The sequence below is a fragment of the Nitrobacter sp. genome (assembly GCF_047149785.1).
GTDB lineage: Bacteria > Pseudomonadota > Alphaproteobacteria > Rhizobiales > Xanthobacteraceae > Nitrobacter.
On sequence record NZ_BAAGBE010000001.1, the window covers coordinates 83,754 to 98,594 of the forward strand.

11 protein-coding genes and 1 tRNA gene are annotated in these 14,841 nt (G+C 60.1%); 7 read left to right on the plus strand and 5 right to left on the minus strand.

Translation table 11 applies throughout. The annotated features are described in order from the left end of the window. Window positions 1-184: 184 nt before the first annotated feature. On the plus strand, window positions 185-1,477 hold the full coding sequence (locus ACMDCM_RS00390) for a HEPN/Toprim-associated domain-containing protein (RefSeq protein ID WP_412771706.1): 1,293 nt from the start codon (window positions 185-187) through the stop codon (window positions 1,475-1,477). Between the two features lie 12 nt (window positions 1,478-1,489). Here the strand turns inward: ACMDCM_RS00390 and ACMDCM_RS00395 are convergent, their stop codons facing one another. After that, complete coding sequence (locus tag ACMDCM_RS00395) at window positions 1,490-2,119, minus strand: hypothetical protein (protein ID WP_412771707.1); 630 nt, start codon at window positions 2,117-2,119, stop codon at window positions 1,490-1,492. 437 nt (window positions 2,120-2,556) lie between these two features. Between ACMDCM_RS00395 and ACMDCM_RS00400 the strand changes: the two genes are divergently transcribed. The 5 genes from ACMDCM_RS00400 to ACMDCM_RS00420 all read left to right on the plus strand — a co-directional run bounded on the left by ACMDCM_RS00400 (window position 2,557) and on the right by ACMDCM_RS00420 (window position 7,103). After that, window positions 2,557-3,627, plus strand: a complete 1,071-nt coding sequence (locus ACMDCM_RS00400; protein WP_412771708.1) for a hypothetical protein — start codon at window positions 2,557-2,559, stop codon at window positions 3,625-3,627. Window positions 3,628-3,813: 186 nt separating this feature from the next. After that, window positions 3,814-4,446, plus strand: a complete 633-nt coding sequence (locus tag ACMDCM_RS00405) for a dsDNA nuclease domain-containing protein (protein ID WP_412771709.1) — start codon at window positions 3,814-3,816, stop codon at window positions 4,444-4,446. A gap of 57 nt (window positions 4,447-4,503) precedes the next feature. After that, entirely contained in the window at window positions 4,504-6,003 is a 1,500-nt protein-coding gene (istA, locus tag ACMDCM_RS00410) for an IS21 family transposase (RefSeq protein ID WP_412771710.1), read from the plus strand. Then, window positions 6,003-6,866, plus strand: coding sequence for an IS21-like element helper ATPase IstB (gene istB / locus ACMDCM_RS00415; protein ID WP_412771711.1), 864 nt, complete (start codon window positions 6,003-6,005; stop codon window positions 6,864-6,866). Before istA ends, istB begins: the two co-directional genes overlap by 1 nt. Before the next feature lie 166 nt (window positions 6,867-7,032). Next, window positions 7,033-7,103: transfer RNA gene (locus tag ACMDCM_RS00420), tRNA-OTHER, on the plus strand. Window positions 7,104-7,140: 37 nt separating this feature from the next. Here ACMDCM_RS00420 and ACMDCM_RS00425 read toward each other — a convergent pair. The 4 genes from ACMDCM_RS00425 to ACMDCM_RS00440 all read right to left on the minus strand — a co-directional run bounded on the left by ACMDCM_RS00425 (window position 7,141) and on the right by ACMDCM_RS00440 (window position 14,355). Beyond that, complete coding sequence (locus tag ACMDCM_RS00425) at window positions 7,141-8,160, minus strand: hypothetical protein (protein WP_412771712.1); 1,020 nt, start codon at window positions 8,158-8,160, stop codon at window positions 7,141-7,143. Window positions 8,161-8,272: 112 nt separating this feature from the next. After that, on the minus strand, window positions 8,273-11,695 hold the full coding sequence (locus ACMDCM_RS00430; protein ID WP_412771713.1) for a DEAD/DEAH box helicase family protein: 3,423 nt from the start codon (window positions 11,693-11,695) through the stop codon (window positions 8,273-8,275). A gap of 12 nt (window positions 11,696-11,707) precedes the next feature. Further along, window positions 11,708-12,817: a restriction endonuclease subunit S gene (locus ACMDCM_RS00435; protein WP_412771714.1), complete on the minus strand. Its 1,110-nt coding sequence runs from the start codon at window positions 12,815-12,817 to the stop codon at window positions 11,708-11,710. Further along, a complete protein-coding gene (locus ACMDCM_RS00440) occupies window positions 12,814-14,355 on the minus strand; it encodes a type I restriction-modification system subunit M (RefSeq protein WP_412771715.1) in 1,542 nt (513 codons plus the stop codon). The genes ACMDCM_RS00435 and ACMDCM_RS00440 overlap by 4 nt, the downstream gene beginning before the upstream one ends. Before the next feature lie 172 nt (window positions 14,356-14,527). Between ACMDCM_RS00440 and ACMDCM_RS00445 the strand changes: the two genes are divergently transcribed. Continuing rightward, window positions 14,528-14,770 carry a hypothetical protein gene (locus ACMDCM_RS00445; RefSeq protein ID WP_412771716.1) on the plus strand — a complete coding sequence of 81 codons (243 nt, stop codon included), beginning with the start codon at window positions 14,528-14,530 and terminating at the stop codon, window positions 14,768-14,770. Window positions 14,771-14,841: the final 71 nt, after the last annotated feature.

Genomic DNA, 14,841 nt, shown 5'->3' on the forward strand with positions numbered 1-14,841 from the left:
CTTATCACGACCGGCAGATCGTCATCCTCAAACGGAACGCCTGCATTGATTGATTCGATCCGTCCGTCCCAGCCATAACATTGATTAGACCTCTTTCAGTGGGATCGCTTCATGTCGAACGGATCGGATGACACACTCGATCAAGTGAGTCGCAGCGATTTTGGGCGTCTGTTGGGGGCGAAGGGTGGGAACAGAGATTTCACTAGATATCGGCGGAATGACGATCGACTGGAGCAAGAATAGCATGGGCGTCGATCATGGGCCGCTTTTTCAGGAGGGCGATCGGAAGGTCATTCGCTCGGATCAGATCGACTACGATTACTTCGCTGAGAATGACGAGGATCCGACGTCAATGGAGATGGCCCTCGTCCGTTATCTTGAAGACGTGGTTCCCCGACTTGAACTTCTCGGCTTCACCCTTGATAGGGCGAGGGACGAATATGATGGCGCGATAGCTGCAGACCGGGAGGAACGATCGAGCCTCGACGACGAACCAACCACACCGCGCGACCTCATGAATTTCGACGAATTCCGCGCGTTCGCGACCAAGTATCCCGTTCAAAGCCTTGACGGCACGTTCGTCGAGTCCGGCGACCAGCGGAAGGCACGAGGGCGATTTTCGGATGTGGGCGTCACCGACCGCATCCCCTGCAGCGCGTTCGGCCGGTCCCCGGCATATTCCGAACGCAGTCATTTCGCGGAGCTCGTAGGTATACTCCATCCCTATTCTCTATTGCGCGTGCTTGCCGAGAACTCTGCGAATCTCGACGCAGAATTGGTCTGGCAGTACGGACCCTTGATCCATGCCGGATGGGCGAGCGAACGAGACTTCGTGCCGGCGGCCCGGCGGGGCCATACCTTCCTGATCGCCACGGAAGGAAGTTCGGACGTTCACATCATCAGACACGCCCTTTCCGTCCTGCGTCCCGAGATCTTCGACTTCTTCCGTTTCATCGACGTGAGCGAAGGTCACCCGTTTTCCGGCACCGGCAATCTGCTGAAGTTCGCAGAGGGATTGGTCAAGATCGACGTCCAGAACCAGCTCGTCTTCCTCTTCGACAACGACGCAGAAGGCTTCGACGCCTATCGCCGTCTCCAGAGATTGACGCTGCCGACGAACATGCGGGGCATGATGCTTCCCGAACTCGACGTGTTTTGGAACTTTCCGGCTCGCGGGCCTGACGGCATCGGCACCGCCGATATCAACCGGCGCGCGGCGGCGATCGAATGCTACCTCGATCTCAATCTCGCGGCTTATCCGCCGGCGAAGGTCGTCTGGACGAATTACAAGCGCGACATCGACATGTATCACGGCGCGCTAGAGCATAAAGACAGCTACACAAAGGCATTTTTCGACCAGACGCCGGAAACCCTGTCATCGGGCAACTATGATGTGTCAAAGCTGCGCGCGGTTTTGGACGCCATCGTCAGGGAATGCACCACGATAGCGGAGGGTGTTGAAACAGAGCGCGCTTGAGCGATCGCCGGATCAATCGTCCTCGCCGGTGAGCTCCTTCCAGCGAGTGACGTCGACGTCGACGTAACCGGCGGGGTAATCACGCGCCATGGTCGTGAACGTCGGCTCGCCTTCGGTGTGAATCTTGATCACGGCTGCTGGGGGTAAAGCCGTCGTAACATAGAGATCGAAGGCAGATTTCTCCGGAAGCGCGCCGCGCCATCGCGCAAAGGTGGCTACGACGGCGTTGCCGGCGTTATGGCTGCGCGTCGTGGAGGACAATGGGACGGCCACTTCGACAATCCTGCGGCGGCCGATCGCACGAAGAGGTTTCGCGAGGTCGGCCTCCCTGACCCACATCGAGGCAACCTCACCGCCCCACTGCGCTATAAGGGGCGCAACCCCACCGTCGTCGACGATCACAGGATAGGACGATAGCCAAAATTTCCCCGACCGCGCGGCGAGCTGATCGCCGTGGAACGGGCTCTTCGCATAAAGCTGATCCGCCGCATCGACAGTCAGCTCTCCCGATGCGACCACGGCGTCGAGGCGGCGCCGCAGTGTTTCCGGCGTCGAGACATGGATGCCGGAACGAGAGAGACGCCCGATCTCGTCATCGGTCAGCCGTGTGTAGTGGTAGGCGCGGATCGATCGCGCTTCCATCTCACCGCCCATCTTATCCAGCAACCGATAGAAGGCGCCGGCATGCTGGTTCTCGGGGCGCCAGGGAGGACGCTCCGGGTCGCGTCCGAGATCGAAAGAAAGAAAAATCTCGTTTTTCCGTGTCGAAGTAAGCCCGCATGGTGAGCTCGTTCGCTTCAAGGATTGTCACCAAATCAGGATCGAAGGTCGCAACATCCCAGACATCGATGATCGGCTGCTTGTCAGTCACTCTGGTTTCCATGATAGGCGGCCGGTCGGCGCAACAGCTGGGCCATTGACTATAAGCATCCTAGGCCGAGTATGCGTAAAAAATGGTCTTTAGAATGGAATCGATGACGTTCAGGGTTTTTGACGACAGGGAGAGAACAAGGACCGGCCCGATGAAACCGGGGGAAGGCGAATTCGCGTTCTACGATTCATCCGCGCGCAAGCCTTACGTGGTCTATCGCGCCTGCGTGAACGAGTGGCTCTCGAAGCTGCCTGCCAGCGAACAGCCGGAGATGGCGAAGCGGCTGCGCACCGGGACAAACCCCCAGTATCAGGCGGCACTCGCCGAACTTGTCATCCATACTGCGCTGCTCCAGCTCGGGCATGTTGTCGAGATCCATCCGGCCTGCCCGCATCCCTCCCGCCGACCGGATTTTCTGGTTAAGGACGCATCCGGCAAGGCGCTGGCGTATGTTGAAGTGACAACTTTCGGCCCGGACGCGGAAACCGTGAGCGGGGATAACCGTGAAGCGGCCATCTACAACGCGCTGGACACCGTCAATCTGCCCGCGGGATGGTTGCTTGGCTACAGCGTCGAAGAGAGAGGCACCAGTTCGCCGAGCTTGGCGAAGCTGAAAAAGGATGTCGAGGCTTGGGCGGCGGGGGCTTGCGGCGATGATCCCGCGCTCATGCCGAGAAAGGTGTTTGAGGCGGACGACTGGCGGATCGAGCTGACGCTCTACGGAGGCTTCAAGAAGGACGTCGTCTACGAGCGGAAGATCGGCGCGGCTTCGACGGGCGTGCGCTCGGTCGCGCCTCACATCGATCTTCGCCAAGCGCTCGATTTGAAAGGGCGCCGATATCGGATCGAAGAGACACCGTATCTGATTGTCGTGGCGGATTGCAAGGATTCGATCCCGACCGGCGACGCCGTCGATGATGCCCTCATCGACGCGCTCTTCGGTACGCCAGCGGTCGTATTCCGATGCTTTGCGGATGGCAGGACCGAAGAGGAAATGACGCGTACGAATGACGGGTTTTTCGGCCGGCATGGAGAGCCGCGCAACCGAAATGTCAGCGGCGTTCTGCTTTTGCCCGAGCCCAACCTGTGGAAGCTGCGCGACGAACGATGGCAGCCCCTGATCGCGGACAACCCGTTCGCAATCAATCCCCTGCCGAAGAGCCTGCTGCCGCTTCCCGGGTATGCCTATGTCAAGGAGACGGACGAATTCTGCCGAGCGGACGGCACGATCCTGGCTGATATTCTCAACCTGCCACAGCCATGGCCGCCGGCGGACTGAACCGAGGTATTACCCCTCGCCGCAATCTCCCCGGGGGAAAGGACCGTAAACGCGATCCCTTGTCCTGATCGAAGCGGTCCTGGGGCTCGCCGCTTCGACATTTTACTTACGACATGCGGCGAGGAATTCCTTGCCCACCGGCTGAGTGGGGACATAGATTGCGTTGAAATCGCGGGGGCGTTTCAATTGAACACTGCGTTACAAGAGGTCATGCTGGCCTTAGGTGACCCCGACATCGCAGAAAGTGGTGGGGCTCATAATCAGAAGGGGATCGAATTCCAGAAGAACTGGGCGATCGTGAAGATGTTTGCGTTAAAGGAAAAGGGCGCGGTCAACTTCCTATTCCTGTTTGAAGCCGTTCAGGACATAGCCATACTAAACTCTCCTACCGCGCCCACCAGCATTGAAGTCTTTCAGGTCAAGAAAAAGGATCGCACGGAATGGACGTGGACTTCGCTCACGAACCTGCATGTCCCCGATGATCCTGTGAAAAAAGGGAAGAGCAAAGTTAAGAAAACGAAGCCGTTGGATGGGATTGCCGACAGCCCACTTGGAAAGCTCTTTGCTTCACTCACTTGTTTCAAGACTTTGGAAAGTTCGGGTGGGTTCATCTCCAACGCGGGATGCAACCTTGTGCTCGCTTCGGGGGGCAACGTCGCAACTTCCCTCCCGGTCGCGCTCTCCGAACTTCCCTCACACTTCACGGATCTGCTCCAGGCAGCGCTCAACGCGGTGCACAAGTCAGCCAGCGCGAAATCTGACTGTTATTCGGCCTGCAATATTGACCCCCTGAGCCGGGGGATCGGCGTCCAAAATTGACCCCCGATAGGTTGGTCTGTTGCGCTGCCTGCTTTGGAACGAAGCAGGTGGTTGGGGATGCTGATCGTGGAGACGATTGCGCGGATACGCCGCGAGCACTTCATCAAGGGCAAGACGATCAAGGAGATCGCACGCGACCTGAAGGTGTCGCGGAACACGGTCCGCAAGGTGTTGCGGTCTGGGGAGACCTCATTCGAGTACGAACGTGCGGTGCAGCCGCGGCCGAAGCTGGGGCGATGGGCCGCTGATCTCGACGGATTGCTGGCGTCGAACGTGGCGAAGTCCGCTCGCGAACAGCTGACGCTGATCCGGGTCTTCGAAGAGCTTCGCGGGCGCGGCTATGACGGCGGCTACGATGCTGTGCGACGTTACGCCAGACGGTGGAGCCAGGAGCGCGGACAATCGACGGCGGCGGCCTATGTCCCGCTGAGCTTTGCACCGGGAGAAGCCTACCAGTTCGACTGGAGCCATGAGGTTGTCCTGCTGCATGGCGTGACGGTGATCGTGAAGGTCGCTCATGTCCGGCTCTGTCACAGCCGGATGCTGTTCGCTCGCGCCTATCCGCGCGAGACGCAGGAGATGGTGTTCGACGCCCACGACCGGGCATTCGCTCTGTTCAAGGGCACCTGTGGCCGCGGCATCTACGACAATATGAAGACCGCGGTGGAGACGATCTTCGTCGGCAAGGATCGTCGCTACAATCGCCGCTTCATACAGATGTGCAGCCATTACCTAGTCGACCCGGTCGCCTGCACGCCGGCCTCGGGCTGGGAGAAGGGCCAGGTTGAGAACCAGGTCGGACTTGTCCGGGAGCGCTTCTTCACGCCACGGCTGCGGTTCAAAACCCTCGACGAGTTAAACGCCTGGCTGCTGGACAAGTGCATCGCCTACGCCAAGGCACACCGGCATCCGGAACTGACCGAGCAAACAGTCTGGGAGGTGTTCGAAGCTGAGCGGCCAAAGCTTGTTCCCTATGCCGGCCGGTTCGATGGATTCCATGCGGTATCCGCGTCGGTCTCGAAGACCTGCCTGGTGCGCTTCGACAACAACAAATACTCGGTCACGGCCAGCGCAGTCGGACGTCCGGTCGAGGTTCATGCCTATGCCGACCGCATCGTGATCCGCCAGGACGGACGCATCGTCGCCGAGCATCCGCGTTCATTCGGCCGCGGCGAGACGACCTACGATCCCTGGCATTATGTGCCGGTGCTGGCTCGCAAACCCGGCGCGTTGCGCAACGGCGCTCCGTTCAAGGACTGGGTGCTGCCGGCCGCGATCGAGCGTGTACGGCGCAAGCTCGCCGGTGCCGACGATGGCAATCGGCAGATGGTCGACATCCTCAACGCGGTGTTGACCGACGGACTGCCGGCAGTCGAGGCGGCTTGCGCCGAGGCAATCGCCCACGGCGTCCATTCTGCCGATGTCGTTCTCAACATTCTGGCCCGCCAGCGTGAGCCGGCGCCACCAGCCAACATCCTCACCCCGGCGGCGCTGACCTTGCGTTATGCGCCGATCGCTGACTGTGCCCGTTACGACAACCTCAGGAGACCGGTCTGATGGAACGCACTCAACTGTTTGACCTCATGAGCGAACTCAAGCTCTATGGCATGAAGGCCGCCTTCGACGAGATCATGGCGACCGCCGTCAAGCGCCAGCACGAACCGCAACGCATTGTCGGCGACCTGCTCAATGCCGAGATCAACGAGAAGCAGGCGCGTTCGATCAAATACCAGCTCACTATCGCCAAGCTGCCGCTCGCCAAGGATCTCGATGGCTTCCAGTTCGAGGGCACCCCCATCAACCAGACGCTGGTCAATGATCTCGCCGGCGGTGGCTTCATCGCCCAGCAACGCAATGCCGTTCTGGTCGGCGGTACAGGCACCGGCAAGACCCATCTGGCCATCGCCATCGCCCGAAGCTGCATTCGATCCGGTGCCCGCGGGCGCTTCTACAACGTCGTCGACCTCGTCAATCGTCTCGAGATCGAGACCCGCAACGGACGCCAGGGTCGTATCGCCGAGCATCTGACCCGAATGGACTTCATCGTCCTCGACGAACTCGGCTACCTGCCATTTGCCCAAGCCGGCGGACAACTTCTGTTCCATCTCGTCAGTCGGCTCTACGAGCGCACCTCCATCGTCGTCACCACCAATCTCGCCTTCGGCGAATGGCCCAGCGTGTTCGGCGACGCCAAGATGACCACCGCGCTGCTCGATCGTCTGACCCACCACTGCGACATCGTCGAAACCGGCAACGACAGCTGGCGCTTCAAAAGCCGCGACGATGATCAAACAACCCGCGCTCGGTCCGTCTCCGCAATCCCGGCCAGCTCCGACGGACCGAGCGCTACCGCTAAACCCCGTCGATCAAAGGGGTCAAATTTGGACGCCGATACGGGGTCAAACTTCGGCGCCGATTGACAGCTTGGTTTCCCTCGTTTTTTCGATACGCACCTTCGCCGCACTTGACTTAGCGTTGCGTTCGGAGGGCAACGCTCTATCCAGCTGAGCTACGGGTGCGAGGCGTTCCGTTTAGCCGATTGACCGGGCGGCGGCAACGCCCGGCAAGGCCGGTTTTGAGCTTAAAGCGCTCGGTTGGAGGGTTGCGTAGCCCTCTTCAGGCAAAGGTCACACGTTCGAATCGTGTCGGGTGCGCCAGGAAAGCCTGTGGCGGACGTGCCGGGATTGTGGCGGGCTACTTGTTGTAATTTGGAAACTTCTGCTTGAGCCGATCCACCGTGAACCGCCATTTCGGCGTCTTTGGCTTGCAAACTGTGTTTTGGTTGCCGAACATTCCGACCTCCTGGACCGCTTGTTCAAGTGGAACGGTCTCAAGCCAATCGACCGGCACAAAATACTCGGCACGATCCGGGTCAGCTTCCCCGCTGTTGCTGTAATGTCCTTTTAAGACTTCGAGCGCGGCCTTTTCGCCGGCAGAGGACGGCAACTTGAACTCCGACGCAGCCACTGCTTTGCCCTTCACCCTGCCAACGCCGACAAATCCGTGACCCGGGGCTTTGACCCAGATGCGATCGCCCGGGTTCAGCAGATTTAAAGAGTTGCTATACCAGGTGCCGCCACCGGCGGAGATGAAGCCATACTGGCGAGCCTCAGACCACAAGCGGCCTTTCTCGTCGTGGCCGAAGGACGCGTAAACCTCGCCGTTCCACGGCTCTTTCTCGCGAGCTGGCGTGACGGTGGCGTTGGTCTGCGTTTCGGCCGGATCGATCAGCCAGGCGCGGCTCAACAGTTGCTCGTCGCCATTGGCAAACACCTGGAAGCAAAGGATATTGATCGCGATGTCCCGCTCATTGAGATAGCGGACAATACGAGCAGTGCTGGCATCGATCGCCGCTGCCACCACGACGATCTGATGGCTCTCGTTGAGTGTCTCTTCGTCGAGCGCCTGGCCGAACCTCGCCTTGAAGTCATCGGCGAGATTGTGGCCCGGCGCGAAGTCGTCATAGATCTTGGCGATCCTGTCCGACTCCAATCCCTCGATGAAAGTGGCGTAGTCTATCGCCTGCGCCACGACTTCGCGCGGTGTCTTGTTACGCTTGAGCTCGATGAGGATCAGTGCGCCATCGGGCGCGATCGCCAGCAGGTCAATTCGGCCACCGAATCCAGTATCGACCTGCCGGCCAATTAACATCCATTGATCGTGCAGGATCTCCGAGGCCGCGACGATCATGTCCTCGAGCTGCTTCTCGCTCATGAGGACTGCTGACGACAGCCCCACCGGCTTTGCGCCGACTTTCCAGATCGCATGGCGAATTGTCATTTCATTCTCACCTTTGAGTTCTATCGTCCGTGATCGTTTCGCATGGCTACGCCACCGCGCTCTCATTCAGCGTCTCGATCTTGGCGAACAGCTTCGTAACCCGCTCATCGCCGAACAGATCGTCCGGTCCCGTCGGCGCGACGTCGGTGAATGGTGGCTCGTAGAGCAGCGCCGGGTCCATTATGCCCTGATCGGTCAGGTGCTCGACCACCATGTTGATGAACTCGATCTGGGCAGCGGATGCCGTGCCGCTATTCAGGAAGTCCCCGAATGCTTCGTTAACTGCAGCCCGGTCCAATCCGACGAGGGTCCGAACGAACCGACCGAAGCCTTGGCTGGCCTCCCGCGCCCTTTCGATGTCGCCGGCTTCGCCAATGCCAGCGTCGAGCAGCATCCTTTCGAGCTCGTTTAGGTCGGTGGGAGTGAGCGGCCTTCCCTGGCGCAGCTTGTGCAGCACGAGATGATTTTCGTGCGCTTTCAGGAAATGCCGCGCCTTCTGCTTGAAACGGGCGAAGTCGGCCTCGCCGACCTGGGGCAGTTCGTGCTCGATACCGTCGCCGATCTCATCGGCGAAGTTCGAATAGACCACCGCCTTCTTGGATTTCTCGATGTGCTGGACCAGATTGCGCAGCCGCAGCCGGACCAGTTCCAGCAGCGGGACAGTAACCCCTTCCCACCATTGGTCGGTCTGGGTGTCCTCGATCAGTGCGGCCTGCTGCGCGATCGCGGGAATTCCGGTCTGGTCCTCCAGCGCCGATGCGATCTCCAGCAACTGCTTCTTAAGCGAGGCGAAGCGCTTCGACCCCTTCAGCAGCGCGAGCTCTAGCTGGAACATCAAGAGGTCGAACCGCTTGGCTTCCTCGGTCCCGAGACTTTGCGCCGATGGCAGCGGGGCGATCTCCTCGACCAACTCCTTGCGGCCTTCGTCGTCGAGTTTGGCCCATGCCTCCGGTTTGGCGAACTTTTCCACCGCGCGGCGATGCTGCCGGACAATAAAGTTATCGAGATTGAGCCCCACTACCGTTTCTTGCAGCGCTTTCAGCGCGCCGGTGCGGATCTCGTCCTCGCTGGGCGGTTGTTCGCCATCAGCGCCGTAAGGCGCTTGGTCGCCGGCCGCGAAGCCGTCCGGCTTGTCTTTCTTCTTGTCGAGAGCGGCGATTAGGTCGAGCCGCGCGGCGAACAGGCGCTCTGACAGGGATTTCGTGGAGCTTGCCTCCTTCAGCTCTGGATTCGCGCCGAAGAATTCCAAATTCTGGCAGTAATCGAAGACTCGGAAGAATTCCTTGTCCTGCCCGGGGCCGAACAGGTCGGGGCAGAGACGGGTGCCCCGCCCCATCATCTGCCAGAATTTGGTCTTGGAGCGGACCTGTTTGAAGAAGACGAGGTTGACGACCTCCGGCACGTCGATGCCGGTGTCGAGCATATCAACCGAGATCGCGATGTGCGGGTTGGCGTTCTTCTTGGAGAAATCGTCGATCAGCGTCTGGGCGTAGGAGCCGCACTCATAGGTGATGACGCGTGCGAAATGCCCGGCCAGATGCGGATAGGCCACGTTGAACCGCTGCTCGATGAATTGCGCGTGCGCCTGATTCTTGGCGAAGATGATGGTCTTGCCGAGTCGGTCGCCGCCCTCGACCTTGACGCCGTTCTGCATCAAATGCGCAATCACGAGGTCGACGGTGTCGATATTGAACAGCCGCTTGTTGACCTCGGCGGCGTCAACGCTGTCGGGGATGTCCTCCTCGCCCCATTCGAGGCTGTCCCACTGGTCCTTTTCCTCGTCGCTGAGGTCGTCGTAGCGCAGGCCGGAGCGCACGATCTGGAGTGGCACGGAGATCGCCTTCGGCGGCACCAGATAGCCGCCGGCCACCGCCTCGTCGAGCGAATAGGCGTCGGTCGGCACACCGTCCTCGAGGTCGAACAGCGAATAGGTGTTCTTGTCGATCTCGTCCTTCGGCGTCGCCGTCAGCCCGACCAGGAACGAATCGAAATACTCGAAGATCGCCCGAAAGCGCTGGTAGACCGAGCGGTGCGCCTCGTCGATCACGATCAGGTCGAAATGGCCGGGGCCGAACTTGACCTTGCCGTCCTGCTTGCCGTCGATCAGGTTCATCATTGTCGGATAGGTCGACAGGAACACCCGGCCCTCACTGGTGCGCTCAGTGACCAGATTGACCGGTGCCGAGTCCGGCAGATGGGCCTTGAAGGCGCCGGTCGCCTGGTTCACCAGCGCGATGCGATCGGCCAGGAACAGCACGCGCTTGACCCAGCCGGCGCGCATCAAGAGATCAACCAGCGCGATCACGGTGCGGGTCTTGCCGGAGCCGGTCGCCATCACCAGGAGCGCCTTGCGCTCGCCGTCGGCCTCGAAGCTCTTGGCGATGGCGCGGATCGCGCGTTGCTGGTAGGGCCGCTTGTGCCCGGCGATCGCGGTGTTGATCTTGGTCTCGGCAAGCTTTTTGCGCGAGGCGCGGCGCTGGATCAGCAGTTCCAGTTCATCGCGCTTGTAGAATCCGCCGATCTGGCGCGGCGGATAGCGGGCGTCGTCCCAGATCCAGTGCTCGTAGCCATTGGAATAGAAGATCACCGGGCGCTGGCCGTAGCGTGCTTCCAGGCAATCGGCGTAGAGCTTGGCTTGCTGCTGGCCCTGGCGGGCGTCCTTGCGGGTGCGCTTGGCCTCGACCACGCCGAGCGGCTTGCCGTCCGCGCCCCACAGCACGTAATCGACGAAGCCGACGCCTTCCGCGTTCGGCATCCCATCGACGCGAAATTCCAGGTCGTCGGGCTGGTCCAGCGCCCAGCCGGCTTCGCGCAGCAGCAGGTCGATGAAGCGGTCGCGGGTCTCGGCCTCGTTGTAGTCGTGCTGATCCGGTGTCGCCTCGGCGGCCTTGCGAGCGGCGGCGACGGCGCCGCGCAGCGCTTTCAGTTCGTCATCCAGGTTCTGCCTGTCGGCGAGCAGTTTCGTCAGCTCACCGTTCTTGGCATCGAGTTCGGCTTGCTGTGCCTTGAGCTGGCCGAACGCCTTCTTCAGCACATCGTCGCGACGCGACAGCGCGGACGGGTCGAAGGCAAGACCGTCGGCTGGCTTTCCTTTGCGCGCATAAGTGCGAGCGAACCAGAAGCAAACGTGAAACAGCTCCTTCACCGCGCCAACGGCATCACCGGGGCTAGTCTTCTTCTCTTCGTGCACCGCGCGATTGCGCAGGCTGTTGATGTATTTTGCCTTGGCAAACACCGCCTCGCCTGCCGCACGGCGGAAGCTGGGCTCGTGCAGCAGCGCGGCGATGTTGTCCTGATAGGGCAGCTTGAGATTGGGGTCGGATCGAAACGCCCATTTCACCGCAATCTCGACCGCCTTGCCGGCGAAGAACGCCGCAGCCGTCGGTGATACTCCCGCCTGACGCTCCGCCTCCACCGCCGCCTCGTGCACGGCAGGAAATTCATAGGCGAGGAACGCGAAGTTGGACATGCGAGTGTCCGATCAGAGCTGGCCGGAAAAGGCGCGGGATTGGAGGGAGGAGAACGCAGCGTTTACTAGCTCAGCGTCTGCTCGATAAGGGATTTCCAAATGAGAAACCTGCATGATTGCCTTTTCAAAGCGAGTCTGGTCGCCTTTGCTTGGGAGTATAATTTCGATTGGATAAATTCGACTGCCTGAGATTAGGGGCTGCGCAGCGCGTCCCGCGTATTGGTTCAGATTCGTTTCGACTAATGCATATCTCAAATATAGCTGTGAGACGGGCTTCTTGTATTCCGAAACGTAGAGAGCGTTATCCGTAACCCAACTCTTGGGTTTCGTTAGATGAACTGCACCGCAATAGACCCCGACGCGACCGATTGCTAACTGGGGCTCATCAAACATAAAACGGTCGTGATACCCATTGATTCCGTTGCCGCCGTAAACTGGAAACAAGCCACCTGGCGCCATGTCCTTAGCAACTAAACCATTCCCGCTCTTAACCTTGATAAGATCACCGAGCGTAATCTTGTTTAGTTTCTTAGGATTGCTGACCGGGTCGCCAAACACCTCCAGAAAAATTGATCGCGTGAGGCTGTCGAGCAGGTCGAGCGTGCGCCTGCGCTTGCGGCGCAGTGCATCCGCCTTGTCCAGGATCGCCGCGATCCGCCGCTGCTGATCGAGCGGGGGAAGGGGGATTTCGAGCGTAGCCAGATCGCGAAGAACAATGCGACGAATGGCGCTACCTGTCTTCTTTTTGGTCGCCGCATCAATGGTAGATGGAGTGCGCAGGAAGTGGGCAAGATATCCGCCGTCTACGTGTTTCGACGGGCGCAAGATCGCCAACGAAGATAGAACGGCAAATGGTCGATTTTCTTGCACAAGATGCACCTTGCCAACGGTGCCGTCCTTCGAAAACAGAACATCGCCGAACCTCGGGGCGGAATTTTGCTTTCTTGCCGCTTCATATTCGTCTGTCGCAATCTTCGAACAGCCGATAAAGTCCAAGCTGTTGCTACCTACGTCCTTCACCGTAAGAAAGGGTATCCCCTCTCCGATGTCTGGCGGCGTGTAGTGAGTTCCATCTGTTAGCAACTCGGTTGCGTCTGCGAGCGAAGCGATCGGCCAGTTCACAGCATCGCCTCCAGCTCTTCCAACCCGTTCGCGATCTCCTTCTCCAGTTTTTTCAGCTCAGCGATGATCTCCTTCGGCGGGCGATGCTCGGCTGCCTCGTGCACCACTTCCTTGTAGCGGTTGATCGACAGGTCGTGGCCCGCTGCGACGATCTCGGCCCTCGGCACGCAAAAACTCTGCGCAGTGCGCGGGCGGTCGAGCTCGGTGCCAGCGCGTTGCTTCCAGCGCGCGGCGATGTCCGGCAAGTTATTCTTGGCGTGCTCGGCCTCGTCGATCTTGGCCTTCGGCCCGATCTTCTCCGTTGGCAGCAGCGAGTTGCGCTTGTCGTCGAGCGACAGGCCGTCCGCCTGGCAATCGTAGAACCACACGTTGTCAGTGCCGCCGGAATTGGTCTTGGTGAACAGCACGATCGCGGTGGAGACGCCGGCATAAGGCCGGAACACGCCGGAGGGCAGCTTGACGATACCGTCGAGGCGATGGTCCTCGACCAGCATCCTGCGGATCGTCTTGTGCGCGGTCGAGGAGCCGAACAGCACGCCATCCGGCACGATCACCGCCGCGCGCCCGCCGGCCTTCAGCAGCTTCAGGAACAGCGCCATGAACAAAAGCTCGGTCTTCTTGGTCTTGACCACCGCGAGCAGATCCTTCGCCGTGGTCTCGTAATCGAGCGAGCCGGCGAATGGAGGATTGGCGAGCACCAGCGAATAACGGTCCTCGTCACCGGCATGTTCCTGCGCCAGCGAGTCCTTGTAGCGGATGTCGGGATCGTCGACGCCGTGCAGCGTCATGTTCATCGACCCGATCCGCAGCATGGTGCCGTCGAAATCGAAGCCGTGGAACATCTCCTGGTTGAAGTGGTCGCGGCTTTCGGTGTCGTGAAACAGCTTCGGATGATTGTCGCGGAGATATTCGCCGGCCGCGACCAGGAAGCCGCAGGTGCCGCAGGCGGGATCGACGATAATATCCTTTGGCCCCGGCGCCATCATCTCGACCATCAGCGCGATGATGTGGCGCGGGGTGCGGAACTGGCCGTTCTGGCCGGCGCTGGCGATCTTCGACAGCATGTATTCGTAGAGGTCGCCCTTGGTGTCGCGATCCTCCATTGGAATCTCGGCGAGAAGGTCGACCACCTTGGCCAACAGCGCCGGCGTCGGGATGGTGAAGCGAGCGCCCTTCATATGGGTGGCGTGCGCCGTGCCCTCTTCGGCCATCGAGCGCAGGAACGGGAAGACGTGCTCTGAGACGATCTCAAACATCGTCCCGGGGTCCTTGTTCTTCAGCTTGGACCAGCGCATCTTCTCATAGGCGACGCCGCCGTCCTTCCCCAAGCCGTCCTTGCCTTCCGGGAAGATACGGCGCTCGATCGGCCGCTTCAGCCGGTTCGCCTTGTTCTCCTCCCGGGTATAAGCCTCGTCCAGGCCGCGCATGAACAAGAGGTAGGTGATCTGCTCGATGACCTCGATCGGGTTGGCGATGCCGCCCGCCCAAAAGGCATTCCAAACATTATCGATTTTAGATCGTAGCTCGCCCGTCAGCATTCCAGTCCCCCAAATCAGGGTGAATTTAGATGGCGGGGGGTCGGGATGGAAGGCACTTGATACAGCGCGGGAAACGCTCGTGGTGGACGTTCTTTACCCACTGTTATCCCTGACGGTCGCCTCACCGGAACGGCCGGCTTTGACAAGGCTTAACTCCTGAGGGAGTTAGGCGATGGATGAAATAGCGCAAATCGACCGAACCCTGGACGATTTACTCGTCAACCTGGGCGAAATGGTCTTGCGACTGTCGCACCCCACCGTGACAAAGACGCCAGACGAGCGCGAAGCATTGGCTCGATCGATCGCCCAATTCTCAATCTGTGCATGCCGCTCGGCCGACCCGCGTGTGCACAGACTTAAAGCCGAACTCGAAGACGTCCTGAAACGTCGACTGAGGCTGGTCGCCAGCAAATAGCCGGCCAACTATGCGACGCCCACCGAACGGCCTTGCCGAAGATCAAGGACAAATGGAATTATCCTCGGCGC

What these genes read in the sequence shown, in the direction of transcription:
- ACMDCM_RS00425 (WP_412771712.1), bottom strand. Translation starts at nt 8,160, where the DNA reads ATGAGCGAGAAGCAGCTCGAGGACATGATCGTCGCGGCCTCGGAGATC.
- istA (WP_412771710.1), top strand. Translation starts at nt 4,504, where the DNA reads ATGCTGATCGTGGAGACGATTGCGCGGATACGCCGCGAGCACTTCATC.
- ACMDCM_RS00445 (WP_412771716.1), top strand. Translation starts at nt 14,528, where the DNA reads ATGGATGAAATAGCGCAAATCGACCGAACCCTGGACGATTTACTCGTC.
- ACMDCM_RS00440 (WP_412771715.1), bottom strand. Translation starts at nt 14,355, where the DNA reads ATGCTGACGGGCGAGCTACGATCTAAAATCGATAATGTTTGGAATGCC.
- ACMDCM_RS00430 (WP_412771713.1), bottom strand. Translation starts at nt 11,695, where the DNA reads ATGTCCAACTTCGCGTTCCTCGCCTATGAATTTCCTGCCGTGCACGAG.
- istB (WP_412771711.1), top strand. Translation starts at nt 6,003, where the DNA reads ATGGAACGCACTCAACTGTTTGACCTCATGAGCGAACTCAAGCTCTAT.
- ACMDCM_RS00395 (WP_412771707.1), bottom strand. Translation starts at nt 2,119, where the DNA reads ATGGAAGCGCGATCGATCCGCGCCTACCACTACACACGGCTGACCGAT.